15 protein-coding genes and 2 pseudogenes are annotated in these 17063 nt (G+C 48.6%); 14 read left to right on the forward strand and 3 right to left on the reverse strand.

Annotation, left to right across the window (positions count from 1 at the left end):
* Nucleotides 1-47: 47 nt before the first annotated feature.
* Genes KP003_RS06880 through KP003_RS06900 form a run of 5 tightly spaced genes read left to right on the forward strand, consistent with a single transcriptional unit; the run spans nucleotide 48 to nucleotide 6586 of the window.
* Nucleotides 48-2369, forward strand: a complete 2322-nt coding sequence (locus KP003_RS06880) for a DEAD/DEAH box helicase family protein (protein ID WP_217300517.1) — start codon at nucleotides 48-50, stop codon at nucleotides 2367-2369.
* Nucleotide 2370: 1 nt separating this feature from the next.
* Complete coding sequence (locus tag KP003_RS06885) at nucleotides 2371-3858, forward strand: class I SAM-dependent DNA methyltransferase (RefSeq protein WP_217300518.1); 1488 nt, start codon at nucleotides 2371-2373, stop codon at nucleotides 3856-3858.
* Between the two features lies 1 nt (nucleotide 3859).
* Nucleotides 3860-4927: a restriction endonuclease subunit S gene (locus KP003_RS06890; protein WP_217300519.1), complete on the forward strand. Its 1068-nt coding sequence runs from the start codon at nucleotides 3860-3862 to the stop codon at nucleotides 4925-4927.
* Between the two features lie 23 nt (nucleotides 4928-4950).
* Nucleotides 4951-5961, forward strand: a complete 1011-nt coding sequence (locus tag KP003_RS06895) for a hypothetical protein (protein ID WP_217300520.1) — start codon at nucleotides 4951-4953, stop codon at nucleotides 5959-5961.
* Nucleotides 5951-6586 carry a hypothetical protein gene (locus KP003_RS06900; protein ID WP_217300521.1) on the forward strand — a complete coding sequence of 212 codons (636 nt, stop codon included), beginning with the start codon at nucleotides 5951-5953 and terminating at the stop codon, nucleotides 6584-6586. Before KP003_RS06895 ends, KP003_RS06900 begins: the two co-directional genes overlap by 11 nt.
* A 23-nt stretch (nucleotides 6587-6609) precedes the next feature.
* On the opposite strand, the gene KP003_RS06905 is transcribed toward KP003_RS06900, so the two are convergent.
* Complete coding sequence (locus KP003_RS06905; protein ID WP_217300522.1) at nucleotides 6610-6954, reverse strand: helix-turn-helix domain-containing protein; 345 nt, start codon at nucleotides 6952-6954, stop codon at nucleotides 6610-6612.
* Between the two features lie 155 nt (nucleotides 6955-7109).
* Between KP003_RS06905 and KP003_RS06910 the strand changes: the two genes are divergently transcribed.
* The 8 genes and pseudogenes from KP003_RS06910 (at nucleotide 7110) to KP003_RS06945 (ending at nucleotide 12499) form a co-directional block, all read left to right on the forward strand.
* Nucleotides 7110-7532, forward strand: a complete 423-nt coding sequence (locus KP003_RS06910) for a tetratricopeptide repeat protein (RefSeq protein WP_217300523.1) — start codon at nucleotides 7110-7112, stop codon at nucleotides 7530-7532.
* A 224-nt stretch (nucleotides 7533-7756) separates the two neighbouring features.
* Nucleotides 7757-7951, forward strand: coding sequence for a hypothetical protein (locus KP003_RS06915; protein WP_217300524.1), 195 nt, complete (start codon nucleotides 7757-7759; stop codon nucleotides 7949-7951).
* 132 nt (nucleotides 7952-8083) lie between these two features.
* A complete protein-coding gene (locus KP003_RS06920; protein WP_217300525.1) occupies nucleotides 8084-8278 on the forward strand; it encodes a hypothetical protein in 195 nt (64 codons plus the stop codon).
* Nucleotides 8279-8395: 117 nt separating this feature from the next.
* A complete protein-coding gene (locus KP003_RS06925; protein WP_217300526.1) occupies nucleotides 8396-9286 on the forward strand; it encodes an ArdC family protein in 891 nt (296 codons plus the stop codon).
* Nucleotides 9287-9609: 323 nt separating this feature from the next.
* Nucleotides 9610-9957, forward strand: coding sequence for a hypothetical protein (locus KP003_RS06930; RefSeq protein ID WP_217300527.1), 348 nt, complete (start codon nucleotides 9610-9612; stop codon nucleotides 9955-9957).
* Nucleotides 9958-10116: 159 nt separating this feature from the next.
* Nucleotides 10117-10482 (forward strand): annotated as a pseudogene (locus KP003_RS06935) (JAB domain-containing protein); the annotation flags it as partial.
* 829 nt (nucleotides 10483-11311) lie between these two features.
* On the forward strand, nucleotides 11312-12322 hold the full coding sequence (locus tag KP003_RS06940; protein WP_217300529.1) for a tyrosine-type recombinase/integrase: 1011 nt from the start codon (nucleotides 11312-11314) through the stop codon (nucleotides 12320-12322).
* A 99-nt stretch (nucleotides 12323-12421) separates the two neighbouring features.
* A pseudogene (locus tag KP003_RS06945) lies at nucleotides 12422-12499 on the forward strand.
* 196 nt (nucleotides 12500-12695) lie between these two features.
* Here KP003_RS06945 and KP003_RS06950 read toward each other — a convergent pair.
* Complete coding sequence (locus KP003_RS06950) at nucleotides 12696-12956, reverse strand: PilZ domain-containing protein (RefSeq protein WP_216498251.1); 261 nt, start codon at nucleotides 12954-12956, stop codon at nucleotides 12696-12698.
* Nucleotides 12957-13200: 244 nt separating this feature from the next.
* Nucleotides 13201-14031 (reverse strand): mechanosensitive ion channel family protein, encoded by an 831-nt coding sequence (locus tag KP003_RS06955; protein ID WP_216498250.1) that lies wholly within the window; start codon nucleotides 14029-14031, stop codon nucleotides 13201-13203.
* 437 nt (nucleotides 14032-14468) lie between these two features.
* Between KP003_RS06955 and KP003_RS06960 the strand changes: the two genes are divergently transcribed.
* A complete protein-coding gene (locus KP003_RS06960; protein ID WP_216791233.1) occupies nucleotides 14469-16376 on the forward strand; it encodes a UvrD-helicase domain-containing protein in 1908 nt (635 codons plus the stop codon).
* Nucleotides 16377-17063: the final 687 nt, after the last annotated feature.

The raw sequence follows: 17063 nt of genomic DNA on the forward strand, positions 1-17063 counted from the left end.
GATATGACAGGTCTATTTCATCTCCATTCTGCCGGAGTTGCCTGCATATGAGCGAACAGGATGCTAGGCTGGTAATTAATAAGAAGCTTGAAGACTCAGGGTGGGTGCTCACCGGACACCACAAGAACGTAAGGACCGAAGAAGCATGTGATTCTGGCTATGCTGACTACCTTTTGCTGGGCCGTAACGGGCAGAATCTAGCGGTCCTGGAGGCTAAGGCTGATTCCTTTGGTGATGTTTACTTGGCTAAGGACCAAGCTCATGGCTACGCACTTGCCATGGGATGCAGGTATGTTTTCCTCGCCAACTCTGAGCAGTTATACTTCTGGGACCTTGACGAGGGGGATGCAAGGCCCATAGAAAGGTTTATTTCACCCGAGGACCTTCAGAGGCGCGCCGACCTTAAGATCCTCAAGAAACCTCTGTTCCAGGTAGAGCATCAGGAAGGCATAGCAGACAGGCCCTATCAGAAAGAAGCCAGCGATATTATAGCCAGGCTTTATGACAAGGGTAAACGTGCCTTCCTTCTTGAGATGGCTACCGGTACAGGCAAAACCCGCCTAGCTGCGGCCATCATTGATAGGTTCCTGGCATCCCATCAAGCTGAACGCATACTCTTCATAGTAGACAGAATCGAGTTAGCCAAGCAGTCCCTGGAGTCCTTCCAGTTGGCGTTTATGGATAAGTATAAGAGCGCCAGATACAAGCCAGGGCGTAAGGGCGAATGGGGTGGAGCATCCGTTGTTGTTGCTACGATCCAGAGTCTTAACATACACTTCAAGGAAGACTTCACCCCAGGGTACTTCGACCTCGTTATCAATGACGAGTGCCACAGGTCAATCTATGGCGAACTACCCAGGCAGGTTGTTGAATACTTCCAAGCTACCAGGATCGGCCTGACAGCTACCCCTAAAGACTTCCTTAAGAATATTGATATTGAGCACCTAAACGAGAATAACCCCAAAGCCCTTGAGTACCGCATGATGCGGGACACCTACAAGCACTTTGGCTGTGAGGCTGGAGAGCCTACCTACAGATTCACCATACAGGATGCAACCAACGCTATTGATCCTGGCCCCTATCTCGTGCCTGCCAAGATATATAAGCTCTATTCCCTTATCACCAGAGAGTCTGTTTCAGATGAAGGCTGGAATGTTGAGATTGATGGCGAGGATTATACCTTTACTATCTCCCAGCTAGAGAAAAAGGTAAACGTCCCAGAGCGCAATAGGCTTATATGCCAGGAGTTCCTCAAGTATGCTGAAAAGACCCCTGACGGCGCCATAGGAAAGGCCATCTTCTTCGCCGTGTCACAGGATCATGCAGCTGCTCTGACTAAGGAGCTTAATGCTCTTGTGCCTGAGAGTAATGGTAAGTTTGCTGAGGTCATAACATCCAGGGTTAAGAACGCTTCTGACAAGGCTAAGACGTTCAGGAAGAGTGAAAACTATTGGCCTAGAATAGCTGTGACTGTAGATATGCTGTCTACTGGCTACGACTGCCCAGAGGTGTTAAACATTGTCCTGGCCAGACCGATAGCATCACCCACTACCTATATCCAGATCAAAGGCAGGGGGACGCGTAAGCATACCTTCCCTGATGGCACGGAGAAATCGAAGTTTATCATCCACGATTTCTGTGAAGTGGTCGAATACTTTGAAGAGAAGTACGACTATGAGGCTCCCCTACCGATCCCAACTGGTAAGGGAACGGAGTCACCAGAGCCGCCACAGCCTCCAGAGCCACCTATCCCGCCTGAACCACCCCAGCCAACAGGCACACTTGTCGCTAAATCTCTTGACGCTATGGTTATGACCCAGTTTATCGAAGTCGGCCCTGAAGGTGAGAAGGTAGATAGGATGCTCTACCAGACCAAGTGGAAAGAGAAGATACAGGAGGTAGCTACACAGCACCCTGAACTAATGGAGGCGGCACAGGCCAACAATTTCACCGATGATGTGCTGGACTTTATCAATACAGAAGTTCTCAATAGGCCCAATGACTACTTTAACGAAACCAATCTAGCTAAGGTCTACAGGATCTTTGCAGACATAACAGACTTCATAAAGGATGCTCTTGGAATAGGTAAGCTGCCCACTGAGCAGCAACAGTTCCAAGACCTCATTGACTTTTTACGGATAGAGTACAACCTGAATCTCCAGCAGGTAGCCCTGCTTAAGATGCTTACACAGCAACTAATTCAAAGCCCTAGGTATGCTGAGCAGTTCGATAAGGGCGATTATATGTTTCTGAATAACGCACCCTTTAGAGGTGCTGGCGTTTACCTGGGAGCCTTTGGAGATACGCTTAAGCCAATCTTTACACAGATAAAGCAAAGCCCATCATTCAAGTTAGCGAGGATGCACTAATATGGCAGTAAATTTCATAAATTCAGACCTCCAACAGCAGGTAGACAGGCTCATGAATGAGCTTTTTGCTGGCGGGGTCAACAACCCTATGACCTCAGTTGAACAGATAAGCTATCTGATGTTCCTTAAGAGCCTGACTGAGAAGGATGAAGAGCAAGAGCAGCTACAGAAGCTCATGGGCGGAAAGCACACCCCTCTATTCTCTGGGGGGTGGTCGCAGTATAGCTGGAGAACTGTAGCTAGGCTCTCTGGTGATCCTCTGTACAATACGTTATCAGAAGCTTTCGAGAAGTTCCATGAGCTCCCGAACCTGTCGCCAATTGGTAAGGTGCTCTTCAAGCAGGCACATCTCAAGATATACAATCGACCTACCTTGAGGTCTGTCGTTACAATCATCGACGAGATGGATTACAACAACACCCAGAAGTACGATACGGATGTCAAGGGCGATCTTTACGAGTACTTGCTCAGCAAGATAGCTGTCTCTGGGACCAACGGACAGTTCAGGACTCCGAGGCACATCATTCAGATGATGGTTAAGCTTCTTGATCCTAAGCCGGGGCAGTACATACTAGACCCAGCTTGCGGCACAGCAGGCTTCTTAGTCGAAGCTTACAAGCACATCGTAGAGCAGCACACTTCCTCTGACCTCAAACAGCAGGGGCACCATCACGTAGGGGACAATCTTAGGCCAGACCAGCATGAGTTCCTGAAGAACCATGCTCTAACTGGGTATGATAACGATAGCGACATGATTAAAGTAGCCATCATGAATCTCTACCTTCATGGTCTGGAGAATGCTAACGTCAGACACCATGACCCTATAACGCTGCCGAATCCTAACGAGAAGAAATACGACATCATCTTAGCCAATCCACCCTTTGCAGGTAAAGTCAATAAAGAGGCTATCTTAGAGGACTTTGACCTCAAGACAGCCAGCACAGAGCTTTTGTTCGGAGAGTATTTCTACAAGCACTTATTGCCTGGAGGAAAGGCTGCTGTCATCGTCCCTGAAGGTGTATTGTTCGGCTCGACCACAGCGCATAAGAAGCTTAGAGGCTGGTTACTAGATAACACCACAATTCATGCTGTTATTAGTCTACCTCCAGGCGTCTTCAAGCCCTATGCTGGGGTGAAGACATCTATCCTGATCTTTGAGCGTGGAGGCAAGAGCGATAAGGTATGGTTCTATGAGGTATCGGGGGACGGTCTAAGCCTAGACGACAAACGTACCCCGCAGCCTGACAAAAACGATATCCCAGACCTTATCGCTAAATGGGGCACTAAGCCTGTGGGCGGCAATAGCTGGTATGCGACCAGGGAAGAGATCAAGGGAAACGATGAAAACCTTACTGCTAGCAGATATAAGCCCCAGGTGCATGAAGCCACAAACCATACTTCCCCAAAAGAGATCATAGCGGAGGTTCTTGAGCTTGAGGGCAAGATAACATCCGGCTTAAATGCTCTGCTGGCTAAGATAGGTGGTTAAAATGAGTCCTCAACTGCCTACAGGATGGAAGTTTGTTAAGCTAGGGGACATATGCGAGTTTGTATACGGTAACAGCTTGCCTGAAAAAGTCAGGATTCAAGGCCCTGTTAAGGTGTTTGGTTCTAATGGTCAAGTTGGAAGTCATAATGCCCCACTAACGAGTAGTGCGACAATAATCATTGGCAGAAAAGGCTCCGTGGGGGAAGTGACCTACTCTGGCGAAGCGTGCTTCCCCATTGATACAACATATTATGTCACCAAAGAGCAAACCCAGCAGAACATTAGATGGCTATACTACGCTCTAAAGTCGCTAAATATGTCAAAACTCTCGCTTATGGTTGGTGTACCTGGTCTTAATCGAAACGATGCCTATAAGCTTAAGGTTGCTCTTCCTCCGCTAGACACCCAGCATAAGATAGTCAACATACTTGATGAGGCTGATAGTCTTAGAAAACTACGTAAACAAGCTGATGATAAGACGAAGGAGCTTATACCTGCTTTGTTCGATGAGATGTTTGGTGATGTCGTAACTAATTCAAAAGGCTATAAAGTTACAACTCTTGGAGAGATATGTAACATAACTACTGGCAAACTAAATGCAAATGCCGCGTCTGCAAATGGGGTGTATCCATTTTTTACCTGCTCTAAAGAAGTGTACAAGATAAATACATATTCATTTGATTGTGAAGCGATGTTACTTAGTGGCAATAATGCAAGTGGTGACTTTGATGTAAAGTACTACAAAGGTAAATTTGATGCGTATCAGAGAACATATGTTATCACTATCAAGAATACAGGGCTGTATAATTACCAATTCATTAGAACTATTATGAATAATAATCTGTTTAAACTGAAGCAGTCGTCTATCGGTGGATTAACTAAGTATCTTACCTTGCCAATGATTACTTCTGTTAAAATACCTGAAGTGCCAATAGAGATACAAAACAGCTTTGGTGAGCTATTAGAATCTTATTCAGATGCATATCATATTCAGTTAACATCAAGCTGTAAGCTTGAAGACCTCTTTAACTCCCTGTTGGAAAAATGTATGACTGGACAAATCTTGTAATGAGATAATTACATGGAGGAGAAATGCCAAGAAAACTAAACATAGAATTCGGCAACTTTGTTTGCAAGTTTGGCAAGAAGAACCTTTTAGACTATGCAGAAGCTGTCATTATCCCAGCTTTCAAAAGTAAAGCTGAAAGAAAGTATGGCACAACTCGATATTTTTTTCATGAGGTAGGTGTATTTACCGTTGATGACAACAGTACAGAACTGTGTATAGCTGGCAGGATAGTAAAGCAAACCAAGCTAACAAGAGAGCAGATCTATGATGAGAATAATGGCATTGTTAAGGATGTTCAAGCAATTGAAACTGCGCCCTCTGCACTCTTCGCCTTAATTTTAAATAACCATAAACTACTATATGTCCATGAAACCGCTTTTGCGCCTGACTTCGTAGCATTTAAGGCTACAGCTGCAAAGGTTATTTCAGTACGACATAAGCAATTTATTGAGGAGGAATATCAAAGGCGATTGGCTGCTCCTAAGTCCGGTGAGCGTATAACAAAGGCTCGGATAACTTTTGAGAATCCATATCCAAGCATTGACCTAATCCCGTTATCTAGCAAGGCGACCTTGGAAGACTTTATAGGTCAATATCGTAAGCTTAAATCGGTCGAAGCTAAATTGATCGGAACCAACTCTGAAATTGATCTCAATGGGTTGTTCGCTGGGATTAGGGGGACGATGGATGACATTGGCTCCAAATCAACAATCATAAGGCATCAGAACTCCGATGGACTGAATGCACAATCTGCATTAGAACAACTAAACGCAGCAGCAGGCCAAGGCAACACCTATATCAACTTAAATGGTGAGGATCTTAACGGAGATAACCTCAAGGGTGACAATAATAATTTTAAATTGCGAGTGCCAATCACTGACATAAGCAAGAAGATTAGGGCTGCTGCAAAAGAAATGTATGACACATTCATTGGAGTTAAAGATTCTGGGTTGTTAGTGATTACTGAACAGGATGACGAGTCCAACAGGAAGGTGCAAGCGTTAATCGTTAAGGGTGTAGCTGATGAACAATAATGTCCCGCTGGAGGACCTTACAAGGGAGACATCACTTTTTGATATCTTCAAACAGTGCCATATCTACTTTGTAAACAAGGTAAACCTGCTGCTAACATTTTGTGTATTCGCAGTTATGGTGTCATACGTCTTTATTGGTGATGTTAACCATTCGAGCTATGTCCTTAAGGTGAGGGGGCTTGCGGATCTCGGTCTATCATTTGTGGCTAGCATTTTGGGCTTTCTGATTACAGGGTTTACCATTTTTGCAAGTCTTTCGGATCGAGAGTTTTTAAGACTAATGGCAACTCGAAAGCACAATGATCATGATATCAGCTACCTGAAATATACCTATTTTGCATTTATGTATGTGTTTATCGTATATTTGCTTTTTGGAACTTTCTGTTTATTGGTTAAACTTTTTACTGACAAGCAGTATATTGCTATGCATGTAGTGAAGGGAATTCACACGACCTTACATACAGACAGAAGAATAATTAGCGGGCTTTTTCATGCCTTTCTGGGTACATGGTTTTTTTACTTATTTGCGATACTTAAAGGCTTCATCTTTAATGTATATCACGTGCTCGTCACCAGGATACGCTGGGAGTGCGCCATCAAATCAGGCAATACCGATGAGGGGTGATGCTCGTCACCCCTCATTGGTCGCTATCTTGCTCTTCTATTAACATTGCCCACCAGCGTCAGTATGCACTCCCTCAGTTCCCCGCTCTTTACCTTCCTAAACGCCTGAAGAAGTCGGTCCTCTTCATCTGTAAGCCTAACTCCCTGAGTAGGTGCTGAGGTGAAGAAGTCTGCCACCGGCACCTTGAGAGCCTGAGCTATGAGCTGAAGCTTGGTCACGTTGAGGGTTGTCTGCCCATTCTCATATTTCTGAACCTGCTGGAAAGTAACGCCCACCATTTCTGCAAGCTTCTCCTGAGATAGTCCTGCCTGCTGTCTTAATGCCTTGATCCTTAAGCCAATATCCCTCGATGTAACACCCGATTCCATAGCAGTGTCTCCTTGCGGTGAGACTACAACTATGGGTAGGTGTCTTCTACTGACTGGGAGTTGTATTGGTATGACTTGAAAATACAAATTAATGGTGGTATATTACTCCTCGTACACGACTTCAGCTTGTAGGACATTATCTGAGGAGGGGGCATATGGATGCATCAACCATGTGGTTTAAGGCGTATAATCTTCACTATAAAGGTGGGCGTGGGTCGCATGGTCAAGCTGTAGCACTTTATAAGCAGATCATCTCCACATACCCAAACTCAGATGAGGCAGGCTTTGCCAAACAGCAGTTATCAATATTGCGTTCCAAAAACCTTGATACCCTGGAACCAGATCATGCAACATCATTTGATGCTCACGCTACGTCGAATGGCCTGTACAATACTCCTGAGAAAAATGACAGTGGTACTTCTTTCGGGTATATATTTTTTATGTTATTCGCATTTGTTGGCTTGATGGTGCTAATTAGTGTAATCACCTCGGGACTTGGTGCAATCCTAGCTATACCTGGATTTGGTGCGTTAATTAGCGTCATAGCCTACCATGTGAACCAGAGTACTAAGTCTTAAGCTTAGGCAATGACTTGCGTTTCCAAATCTGCCTCGCGAAAAATCCTCAAGGGGAGGTATGACTAATTAGGGTCCCATACTTTTCAACTATATACAACCCCACCCCCCTAATTCCTACAAATATATTCATACTCAAGGGACGGCAATCGCTGTCCCTTTTTTCTTTAGCCTACAACCTGACCACTCGCAGAAGTCAGAGAACGTAAGGCTAAGGAGGCAACATCATGTTAACCGCCATCATCACCAAAGCAATCGTATCCACCGACGCAATCATGCAGGAAACCCGCGTAAAAGCCTCAATCGTCAGGGAAGTAGCTGGCATAGCTCATGGAATCATCAAAGAGCAATTACCGGAGTATCGTGACGATCTCAAAGCCAAACTGCTCGACAGAATAACAGCCTCACTCCAGAAGAAGTAACCAAGACCTCACCAAATACCTATCAATAAGCACAATTACCTTAAAGGGGGCATCTTGCCCCCTTTTTTTCTTAGCCATAGAGCCAGGCCAATCGAAGAAGCCTGACCATACAAAGGCTAAGGAGGTAACACCATGTGCATTTCAACTCTCATCACCAAAGCAATCGTAGCATCCGACCGTGCATGTCAGCAGGCCAAGGTCAAAGCCTCAGTCGTGCGCGAGGTGTCTGGAATTGGTCATCAGATCATCAAAGACAATATGCCTGCCTTCAGGGATGACCTGAAGGAGAAAGTATTGGCCAAGGTCACCGCTCAGCTCCAGAAGTAACTCACCCACCAGACTATTCCACTCACAAACTGACAACTCACACCACCATCAAGGGGGATAGCCACGCCTGCAACCCTACCATGGGATACGTGCGTCTATCCCCCGAAGGAGCTAACTATGAACGTCTACGAAGTCATCAACACTCGCATTATGGAACTATTAGCCCAAGGGACCATACCCTGGCGTAAGACCTGGAACGCTACGAGCAATCAACCTAAGAACCTGATTACCAAGAAGGACTATCGCGGTGTCAACGTATTCCTGCTTGCCTGCATGCCCTATAGCTCGCCGTACTGGCTGACCTTCAAGCAAGCCCAGGACAAAGGCGGCTTTGTGCGTAAAGGTGAGAAGTCTACACCTGTCGTGTTCTGGAAATGGTTGGACCGTAGGGATGCCAATGTTGAGGGCGAGGAAACTGTCAATGGTAATGGCAAGATTCCCATGCTCAGGTACTACTCAGTATTCAACCTGGAGCAGATAGAAGGTATAGAGCCACCACCGACAACCGAGATAGTCCACCAGTTCACACCTATTGAGCAGGCAGAGCAGATCATTGCTGGTATGCCTATGAAACCGAATGTCCATTACGGTGGTAACAGAGCTTCATACTCGCCGATGCTTGATGTCGTAAAGATGCCAAAGCCAGAAGCATTCGAGACACCAGCAGACTTTTATGCAACGTACCTGCATGAGCTTACGCATGCTACCGGACATGCGAGCAGGTTAGGGCGAAAAGGTATTCTTGAGCCTTCATACTTCGGTAGTCACGAGTACAGCAAGGAGGAACTTGTTGCCGAGATGGGAGCTACCTTCCTATGTGCTCATGCTGGTATCGAACAACCGATCATCGAGAATAGTGCCGCTTACATGCAGGGGTGGCTACGTAACCTTAAGAACGACAAGACGTTACTGATACATGCAGCAGCGCAGGCCCAAAAGGCCAGCGACTATATACTAAACCGCTCAGGTTGTGATGACGACCGAGTAACCGATACCGTCACTGAGTGATTACCTAGAAGCAGCACGCCTACCAAGCAGACCAAGATAACCACACCGACCGCCAGTAAGCATTACGTATAAGCATAACAGCTACGTTTCCTTCATAACTCGGAAGGATGCTTTGTAACTCAGCGTTTTCATTAAACACATTTTGCAGCTGTACGATTAGGAGGAACAATATGGCCTATTTCAGGTGCAAAGCATGCCACGCAGTCTATGAAGACTACTACCCACCGGATGATACGTCCACCAAGTGTCACAGCGGGACCATTCAACTTGTACGAGAGGCAGATGATAAACCGTCTGCCTTTTTCTATGCCAAGGAGGCAACTATGACCGCGATCAAGCCAGAGATCAAGCTATTCACCAATCAGGACACCGACACCGCCAGCATTCAGATAACCAGCCTGATCCTCGCATACAACGGCAACTACTACCACCTACAGGGAGGAACCGGAGACACCATCAATGTCTTCATCCAGAGCATCGCCATATACGTGCTCACTATCAACAAGGGAAATGGACATATGGGCCTTAATGCCTTCATGGCTCCTGAGCCCGACCCCATAAACGGCGTCTATCTACATACCCCGCAAGACATCAAGGAAAGCCTCGGTGGCAAGTGGGAGCAGTTGTCACCCAAGGCCATCACCATGAAGCTGATTGACCGACTGATGTAGCAACTTAAAGGAGGAATCACCATGACCATCGACACCCTGTTTGGACCCGAGGCAGTACCGGCACCTAAGCCACGTAGCATTAAGCTCAAGACCATCAAAGCCGTCTATCAGAGCATGACCGTCAGCGATACCATTACCGACTACCTTAAGCCAAACACCCGCTATACATCGGCGTCCCAAGTCTTCGACACCTTCAGCTTCCTGAGGCATGAGACCAAGGAGCACTTCATAGCACTGCATCTCGATGGGAAGAATCGTATCGTCTGTTGCGATATGGTAAGTACCGGTTCCCTCAACCAGAGCATTGTTCATCCCAGAGAACTCTTCAAGACAGCGCTCCTATCGTCAGCAGCAGCGGTGATCCTTCTGCACAACCACCCGACTGGAGACACGACACCATCGACTGAAGATATGACCATTACCCAGAGGCTCCAAGAAGCAGGAGACATGATAGGGATCAAGGTACTGGACCACATCGTCATCGGTGACAGCTACTATTCGTTTGCTGAAAGGGGGCATTTATGAATTGCGAATACTGCGGTAGGGCGTTAAGGGAAGGGGATACGATTCATGGGATCAAGTATGGTACATTGACCTCCACCGGATTTAAGGCTGCTCAGGACTCAGCGGTAACAGTGATATGTGGACCATGCGGGAACAAGATTTACCAGTATGTGTACTCTTCATTAGATACCAAGGCACTGAGCTACCCGACCATCCTCAAAATGGTGACCGAGCTGACCTCCCTTATGAAGAACGGATACAAGTTGATCCAGCACGTAGCCAGCCTACCAGCAACGGACCAGAGAGCACTTTACCATCTGGTAATCTCAAGCAAGCAACCTTTGTAATTCCCTACCTGCCTAGCCCCTCACAAACCAACCAACTCAGTATCTTACCTGATAAGAACCGGTCCTCAAAAGTCTCATCGTATGACATGTTTTCAGCCCTATATTGTCCGGCTGTCTTATAAATCCTGCATCTAGCGAAGTCCCAGGAGCAGTAGTTCTCTACCATAAAGTTAGTGGTAACAGGCATTTTGGGTAGTTTGTCGTTCGGGAAAGGACAGGAGCTGATATAGGTGCATCTCGACATGGCAGACCTCGGAGGAACAAGATTAGCTCACACTACTACTAAAGCTAACATTTAATCAAGCTAATTTTAATCCTAATTTAAGCAGTAATTAAGCAAACCCATATCCTAGCCTACCTCTACATCTAAAGTCCCGTCAAATCTCAAATTTCGAAGCCGTATCGCCAAGTCCGTTACTCATTAATCCCACTAGTCCAAGTAGCAGTCAACTAAGGAGCCAGCAAGCTCCTATTTTTGTACCTAAATCAAAGGAGGTATCACCATGTCAGTCTATAGAAGAAACAAAAACGGCGCGTTCTACATGGATTACATACACAAGGGAGTTAGGGTGTATAAGTCCACCGGCAAGTACACCAAGCGTGACGCGAAGCTCGCGGAAGCTGCAGATAAGCAGAGACTTCACCAGGAGGTATCCTGTGCACAGCAGAACAAACCGGTAGCTGTAACGCTCAGTAAGGCGATTGAGCAGACATATGAGGCCAAATGGAAGACGAACAAGGATGCTATGGGAACCTACCGGCGAGCACAGGGACTTGTCGAGGTTATGGGGGATATCTTGATAGACTCCATTACCGAGGACACCATCGAGGCGCTAATCTGCACCTTGGACGTTACGGGTGTTCAGGTAGCTACAGTAAACCGGTACTTGGCGACCTTAAAGACCATCCTGAAGTATAAGAAGCAGCCATGTGACTTCATACGCCTCAGGAAAGAGCGTAAAGGCAGGATTCGGGTGTTATCGCATGAGGAGGTGCAGCAGGTTGTCAGATGCCTACGTAATGAGGAGCACCTTGGAAACCGACCTTACTTCCACGATGTTGCCCTACTGGTAGAGGTGTTGGTTGATACCGGTTGCAGGTTGTCCGAGGTGCTAAATCTTAGATACGAGGATGTTAACTTTGAGAGCAACCTGATCTCGATATGGATCAACAAGGGGGAGCGTCCCAGGAGCATACCCATGACCCGAAGGGTTAGGAGTATTCTTGAAGGTAGACAGCATGGGAACCCTAAGCCCTTTAGAATGATGGTATATCAGGCTGAATATGCTTGGAACTGGGCACGCAACCATTTGAAACTCAATCATGACAAGGAGTTCGTAATGCATGCGTTAAGGCATACCTGCGCATCACGTCTGGTGAACAAGGGGGTAGACCTCTATGTCGTTAAGGAGTGGTTAGGTCACAGCAGCATACAGATTACCGAGAGGTATGCCCACCTGAACCCTTCTAAGTTGGCTGATGCTGTCGAGGTCTTAGAAAGTGAGACCTCTTGACGTGAGGTGGACAGGCATATTTGTCCTTGATATAAGGCAGTTATGGTGGTAAAAGTGTGACCTGAAGTGAGACCTTTTACCCCTAAATATAGATAGGCAAGGGCAATGGCTAAGCCCGTAACCCCTTGAAAATGCTAAAGGAAGGGGTCGGACGTTCGAATCGTCTCGGGGACGCCAAAAAAATCAAGGGCCTAGCTAGAAATAGCTAGGCCCTTTTATCGTTTTTGTGGCTATATTCCTGACGAGTAGGCGACGTGGCTAGATCGGAATACGACGGGTCCAACTGCCCTGGTGCATCTGTTCCAACTTTGTCCTCAGGACCTGATGGAGGCTTTTCCGGCCTCACCGTCGATCAACAACGTCAGGTCTCTTCTCAAAAATGCAGCGTCTTTTCAAACTTCAATCCCATCCCCGTGTTCGTCAACCTAACCACCTTCGCATTTATGCCGACGGTGGGAGTATCGTTGATGGTGAGTGCCACCACGTCGTTTATACGCATCTTGAAAGCCGCAGTCACAAAGGCACCATCAACACTGACATTCTCCACTTGCCCCTCTACATCCTGATTATTCCAATGGATGCATGCCTTTGCGTGAAAGGCAAGTCTGGCAGATGTTCTTTTCTCTATGTCCACGGCCGCCTCCTTCACTTGAGATGAACCCTGTCTCGCAGTGGGCGAACAACGTCAAGAACGATTCGCCGGATGAGGTCGTCCTGGTTGAAAGGCAGAGGATCACGTCTCTCCGGCAATCCCCTAAACCTGAGGGCATTGTTTTCGGAACAGTTCAAGAGCAGTCCCTATCAGCAAATTCTATTTGCCACCTATTGCGGTTTTTATCGTTTTCAGCGTCCCATCTGTGGTGTTGCTCTCTTTCGGTTTATGATGCAGGGGTGTTCATTGAATTCACCAGCACCATTTGCGCCGGCATGGGGGCTGGGAAACCGGCTGTAGCAAGGCTCTCACGGATGATGCGGTTGCCGTCGAAATAAACCTGCCAGTAGTTATCGTTATGACAGAATGGACGAACTGCCAACACAGGTCCAACCAGCGTGAATTCAAGAATTTCAACCTCCACCGGCGGTTGCGATAACACGTTGGGAACTGTTGCAAGCTTGTCCCGTAGTAGTTTCATGGCTGCAACGTGATCGGCACCACCGGCCAGTTGGCATTTCAATTCAACCCTCCTAAACGGATTTGCAGTATAGTTCTGGATGTTGTCGCTGAAAATCTTGCCGTTTCCAACCATCGTCAGGACATTGTCCGGGGTGTTGATTGAGGTAACGAAAAGCCCGATCTCTTTAACAGTGCCGGTCACCCCACCTACTGTCACGAAGTCACCTACCTTGAAGGGATGCAGCACTACGAGAAAGACCCCTGCTGCAAGGTTCGAGAGCAGCCCACCCCAAGCAGCGCCGATGGCAATGCCTATACCAGCCACCAATGCAGCAAAGGTGGTGGTCTGGAATCCACAGTAACCAAGTATGGCGACGACTAGGATGATGTTCAACGTGACGGCAACGAAATTTCCGATGTAGCGCATCAAAGTGGCATCGACTTTTTGCTTTTCCAAAACTCCTTGTAGCAAGCGCCCCACCAGTCCAATCAACCAGCGCCCCACCAACCAGAAGATAATTACTGCGATGATCTTGGTCCCGAATTCTGTGGCATAAGTGACAGCAAGCTGTTGATACTGACCCATGTTATCCATACGTACCTCCGGTAAGGTTATGTCAGTGTGGCCTCAATAGGTTGCCAGTTCCTCAGGCGCTGGAGCCAACCCCAAAACTCCACTGCCTTGATTTATCGTGGAAAGTGTACGGCTGTGAGAGAATTTTACAAGACCCCAAGGTGGCAACCAGTGTCCGCATAGTTGTGCTAGTGCATCTCTTAAACAGCCCTCAGCAGATTGAGCAGGTCTTCCTTATGCTGATCCGAAACGTTCCCTCATATTCCTCATCCCCCCATTCCCAATCGGCGCAGACATCGACGAAGAAAGTGCTTGAAAGAGGAGATGGATCTGGGTATATGTAGTCGTCCTGAGCGTTGGGTGATAGGGCGGTTGGGATTTATCTCGAGGATCAAGGTTACGAGGCACTTACGGGGTTTCCTGTGGGTGCTTTTTTATGTTCATGCTGTGGGGAGTTGATGGAAATCGTAAAGCAGGAAATTGAGCGGCTGGACAGGATTCATGAGGCGATCGAGCGGTACGCGGTCGACCGTCTCCAGACGATCGCAAGACACGAGTCATACACGAAGGAACTGGAACAGCAGCGCCTGGCCTCGGTGGACTGGCGCGAGAAGAACGATCTGGCTGAGAAGCTGATCGAGCACGGGCACCACTCTCCGCGCAAATACCTTCATGAATACGCCCAGCAGGCCTCTCCTTATTTCGGCATTCTCGGCATCCATGACAACGACCGCAGGATCGGCAAGAAGGAGTACCTGATCGGCAACCAGACGCTCATGGACGGTCAGCGGGTCGTCATCATCGACTGGAGAAAGGCGGAGATCACCGGCCCTTTCTACGAAGGTTACGACATCGGCGAGGAATACGAGCTGACCATCAGAGGGGTCGAGAGGGAAGGGGTGATCACCCGCCGGGACAAGGTGACCATCACGAAAAAGGCCTTGAACCGCATCGAGACTCCTTCTGAAACATACGAGCTGCGGGGGGGCGCGTGGCACAAAAACGGCGCGGCCGGCGAGTCGACCGCCGACACCAAGGAGCGGACCGAGGATCACCGGATGGTGGATTCCATCGCCGCCCTGATCTCGCCGGAACAGTTTCGCGCCATCACCAAGCTCAAGGACGGCGTGGTCGTCATTAACGGTGCGGCCGGGGCCGGCAAGACTACGGTGGCGCTGCACCGGCTCTCGTTTCTCATGTTCGACGCGCCGGAGAAGTACCGTCCGGAGCGGTGCATCGTACTCATGTTCAACAGGGTCCTGCGGGACTACGTCAAACAAAGCAGCGACACCCTCCTTGGGCCGGTGCGGGTAGATACCTACAGCGCCTGGTCCCTGACAGCGCTCGCCGCCCTCGGGGTCCACTCGCTGAAAACGGTCTTTGACGATCCTTTCGGGGCGCAGAAGAAGAGCAGCAGAGTCCCGGCTCTCCTCGCGAAGTACGTTAAGGAGACGACGAAGATCGAGCCGGTCACCGACTTGTGGCGCTTTCTCATGCAGGATTATGTCGTCGCCGCGCTCTGCGCGGACTCCGGTACCGAGTTCCAGCAGGTGGCCCAGAGGAAGTTCGCAGCGAAAGAGCGGGTGGTCTCGTTCTCCGATGCCAGCATCCTGCTCCGTCTGGCGCAACTGCGGCGCCCGGCCGGCACTGTGGTCGTCGGGGCGCTCAACGCCTATGACCATATCGTTGTCGATGAAGCGCAGGATCTCTCCTCGCTCGAACTGCGTACCATCGTGGCCGCCACCTCTGCCGCGCGAAGCCTCACCATCTGCGCCGATGAAAAGCAGCAGATTCTTAGTTTCCTTGACTCCCAAGGGTTCTCCAGTGTCATGGCCCAGCTCCATTCCCAGGGGCTCGAAAAGGAGAACCTGACGGTATCCTACCGGTGTCCGAAGGAGATCGTCGATCTCGCCGCCCAGGTGAGCGGGCGGACCGCCGATACCACGAAGGCACATTCCGGTGCGCTCGGCTTCCATCCCACGAAGAATGCCGCCGAGTCGATGGCGAAAATTCGGGAACTCGTCGAGGAGTTGGTGCAGGCTGCACCGACCTCGCTAACAGGAGTGATCTGCAAGAAGAAGGCGGATGTCAAAGCCCTCCACGCTGCACTCGCAGGTCTCCCCGGCCTGCACGCCGAAGGGGAAGTTTCATTTACGCCCGGGGTCCAGGTCATCCATGCTCACGCCATCAAAGGCGTTGAGTTCTCCAACGTAATCCTCTACAACCCCAGTTCCTACGACTACCGCCAGACCGAACCGGACAGGAACCTCTTGTACGTTGCGATCACCCGTGCGTGCAAGACGCTGCACATCGTCCATCACCAACCGCTGGCGCAGGGACTTCGCGACAGCGCCAGTAACCGGTGACGTGATCCCCGCCCATATCCCTTCCAAGGACCGAAGCACCATTTGACACAAAATTCTTAACAGGCCCACGCTTCGTTAGCCCTTGAAGACACGCCGTTAAAGCCTAAGGGCATACCGGTTGGAGTTAAGTGGTATGCCGTTAAAGCCTAAGGGCATACCGTTTGGAGTTGAGTGGTATGCCGTTAAAGCCTAAGGGCATACCGGTTGGAGTTAAGTGGTATGCCGTTAGGAACCTAAGGGCATACCGTTTGGAGTTAAGTGGTATGCCGTTAAAGCCTAAGGGCATACCGTTTGGAGTTAAGTGGTATGCCGTTAAAGCCTAAGGGCATACGGGTTGGAGTTAAGTGGTATGCCGTTAGGAACCTAAGGGCATACCGTTTGGAGTTAAGTGGTATGCCGTTAGAGCCTAAGGGCATACCGTTTGGAGTTAAGTGGTATGCCGTTAGAGCCTAAGGGCATACCGTTTGGAGTTAAGTGGTATGCCGTTAAAGCCTAAGGGCATACCGTTTGGAGTTAAGTGGTATGCCGTTAGGGACCTAAGGGCATACCGTTTGGAGTTGAGTGGTATGCCGTTAAAGCCTAAGGGCATACCGTTTGGAGTTAAGTGGTATGCCGTTAGGAACCTAAGGGCATACCGTTTGGTGTTAAGTGGTATGCCGTTAGGAACCTAAGGGCATACCGTTTGGA

Source organism: Geomonas diazotrophica, from assembly GCF_019063885.1.
GTDB classification, from domain to species: domain Bacteria; phylum Desulfobacterota; class Desulfuromonadia; order Geobacterales; family Geobacteraceae; genus Geomonas; species Geomonas diazotrophica.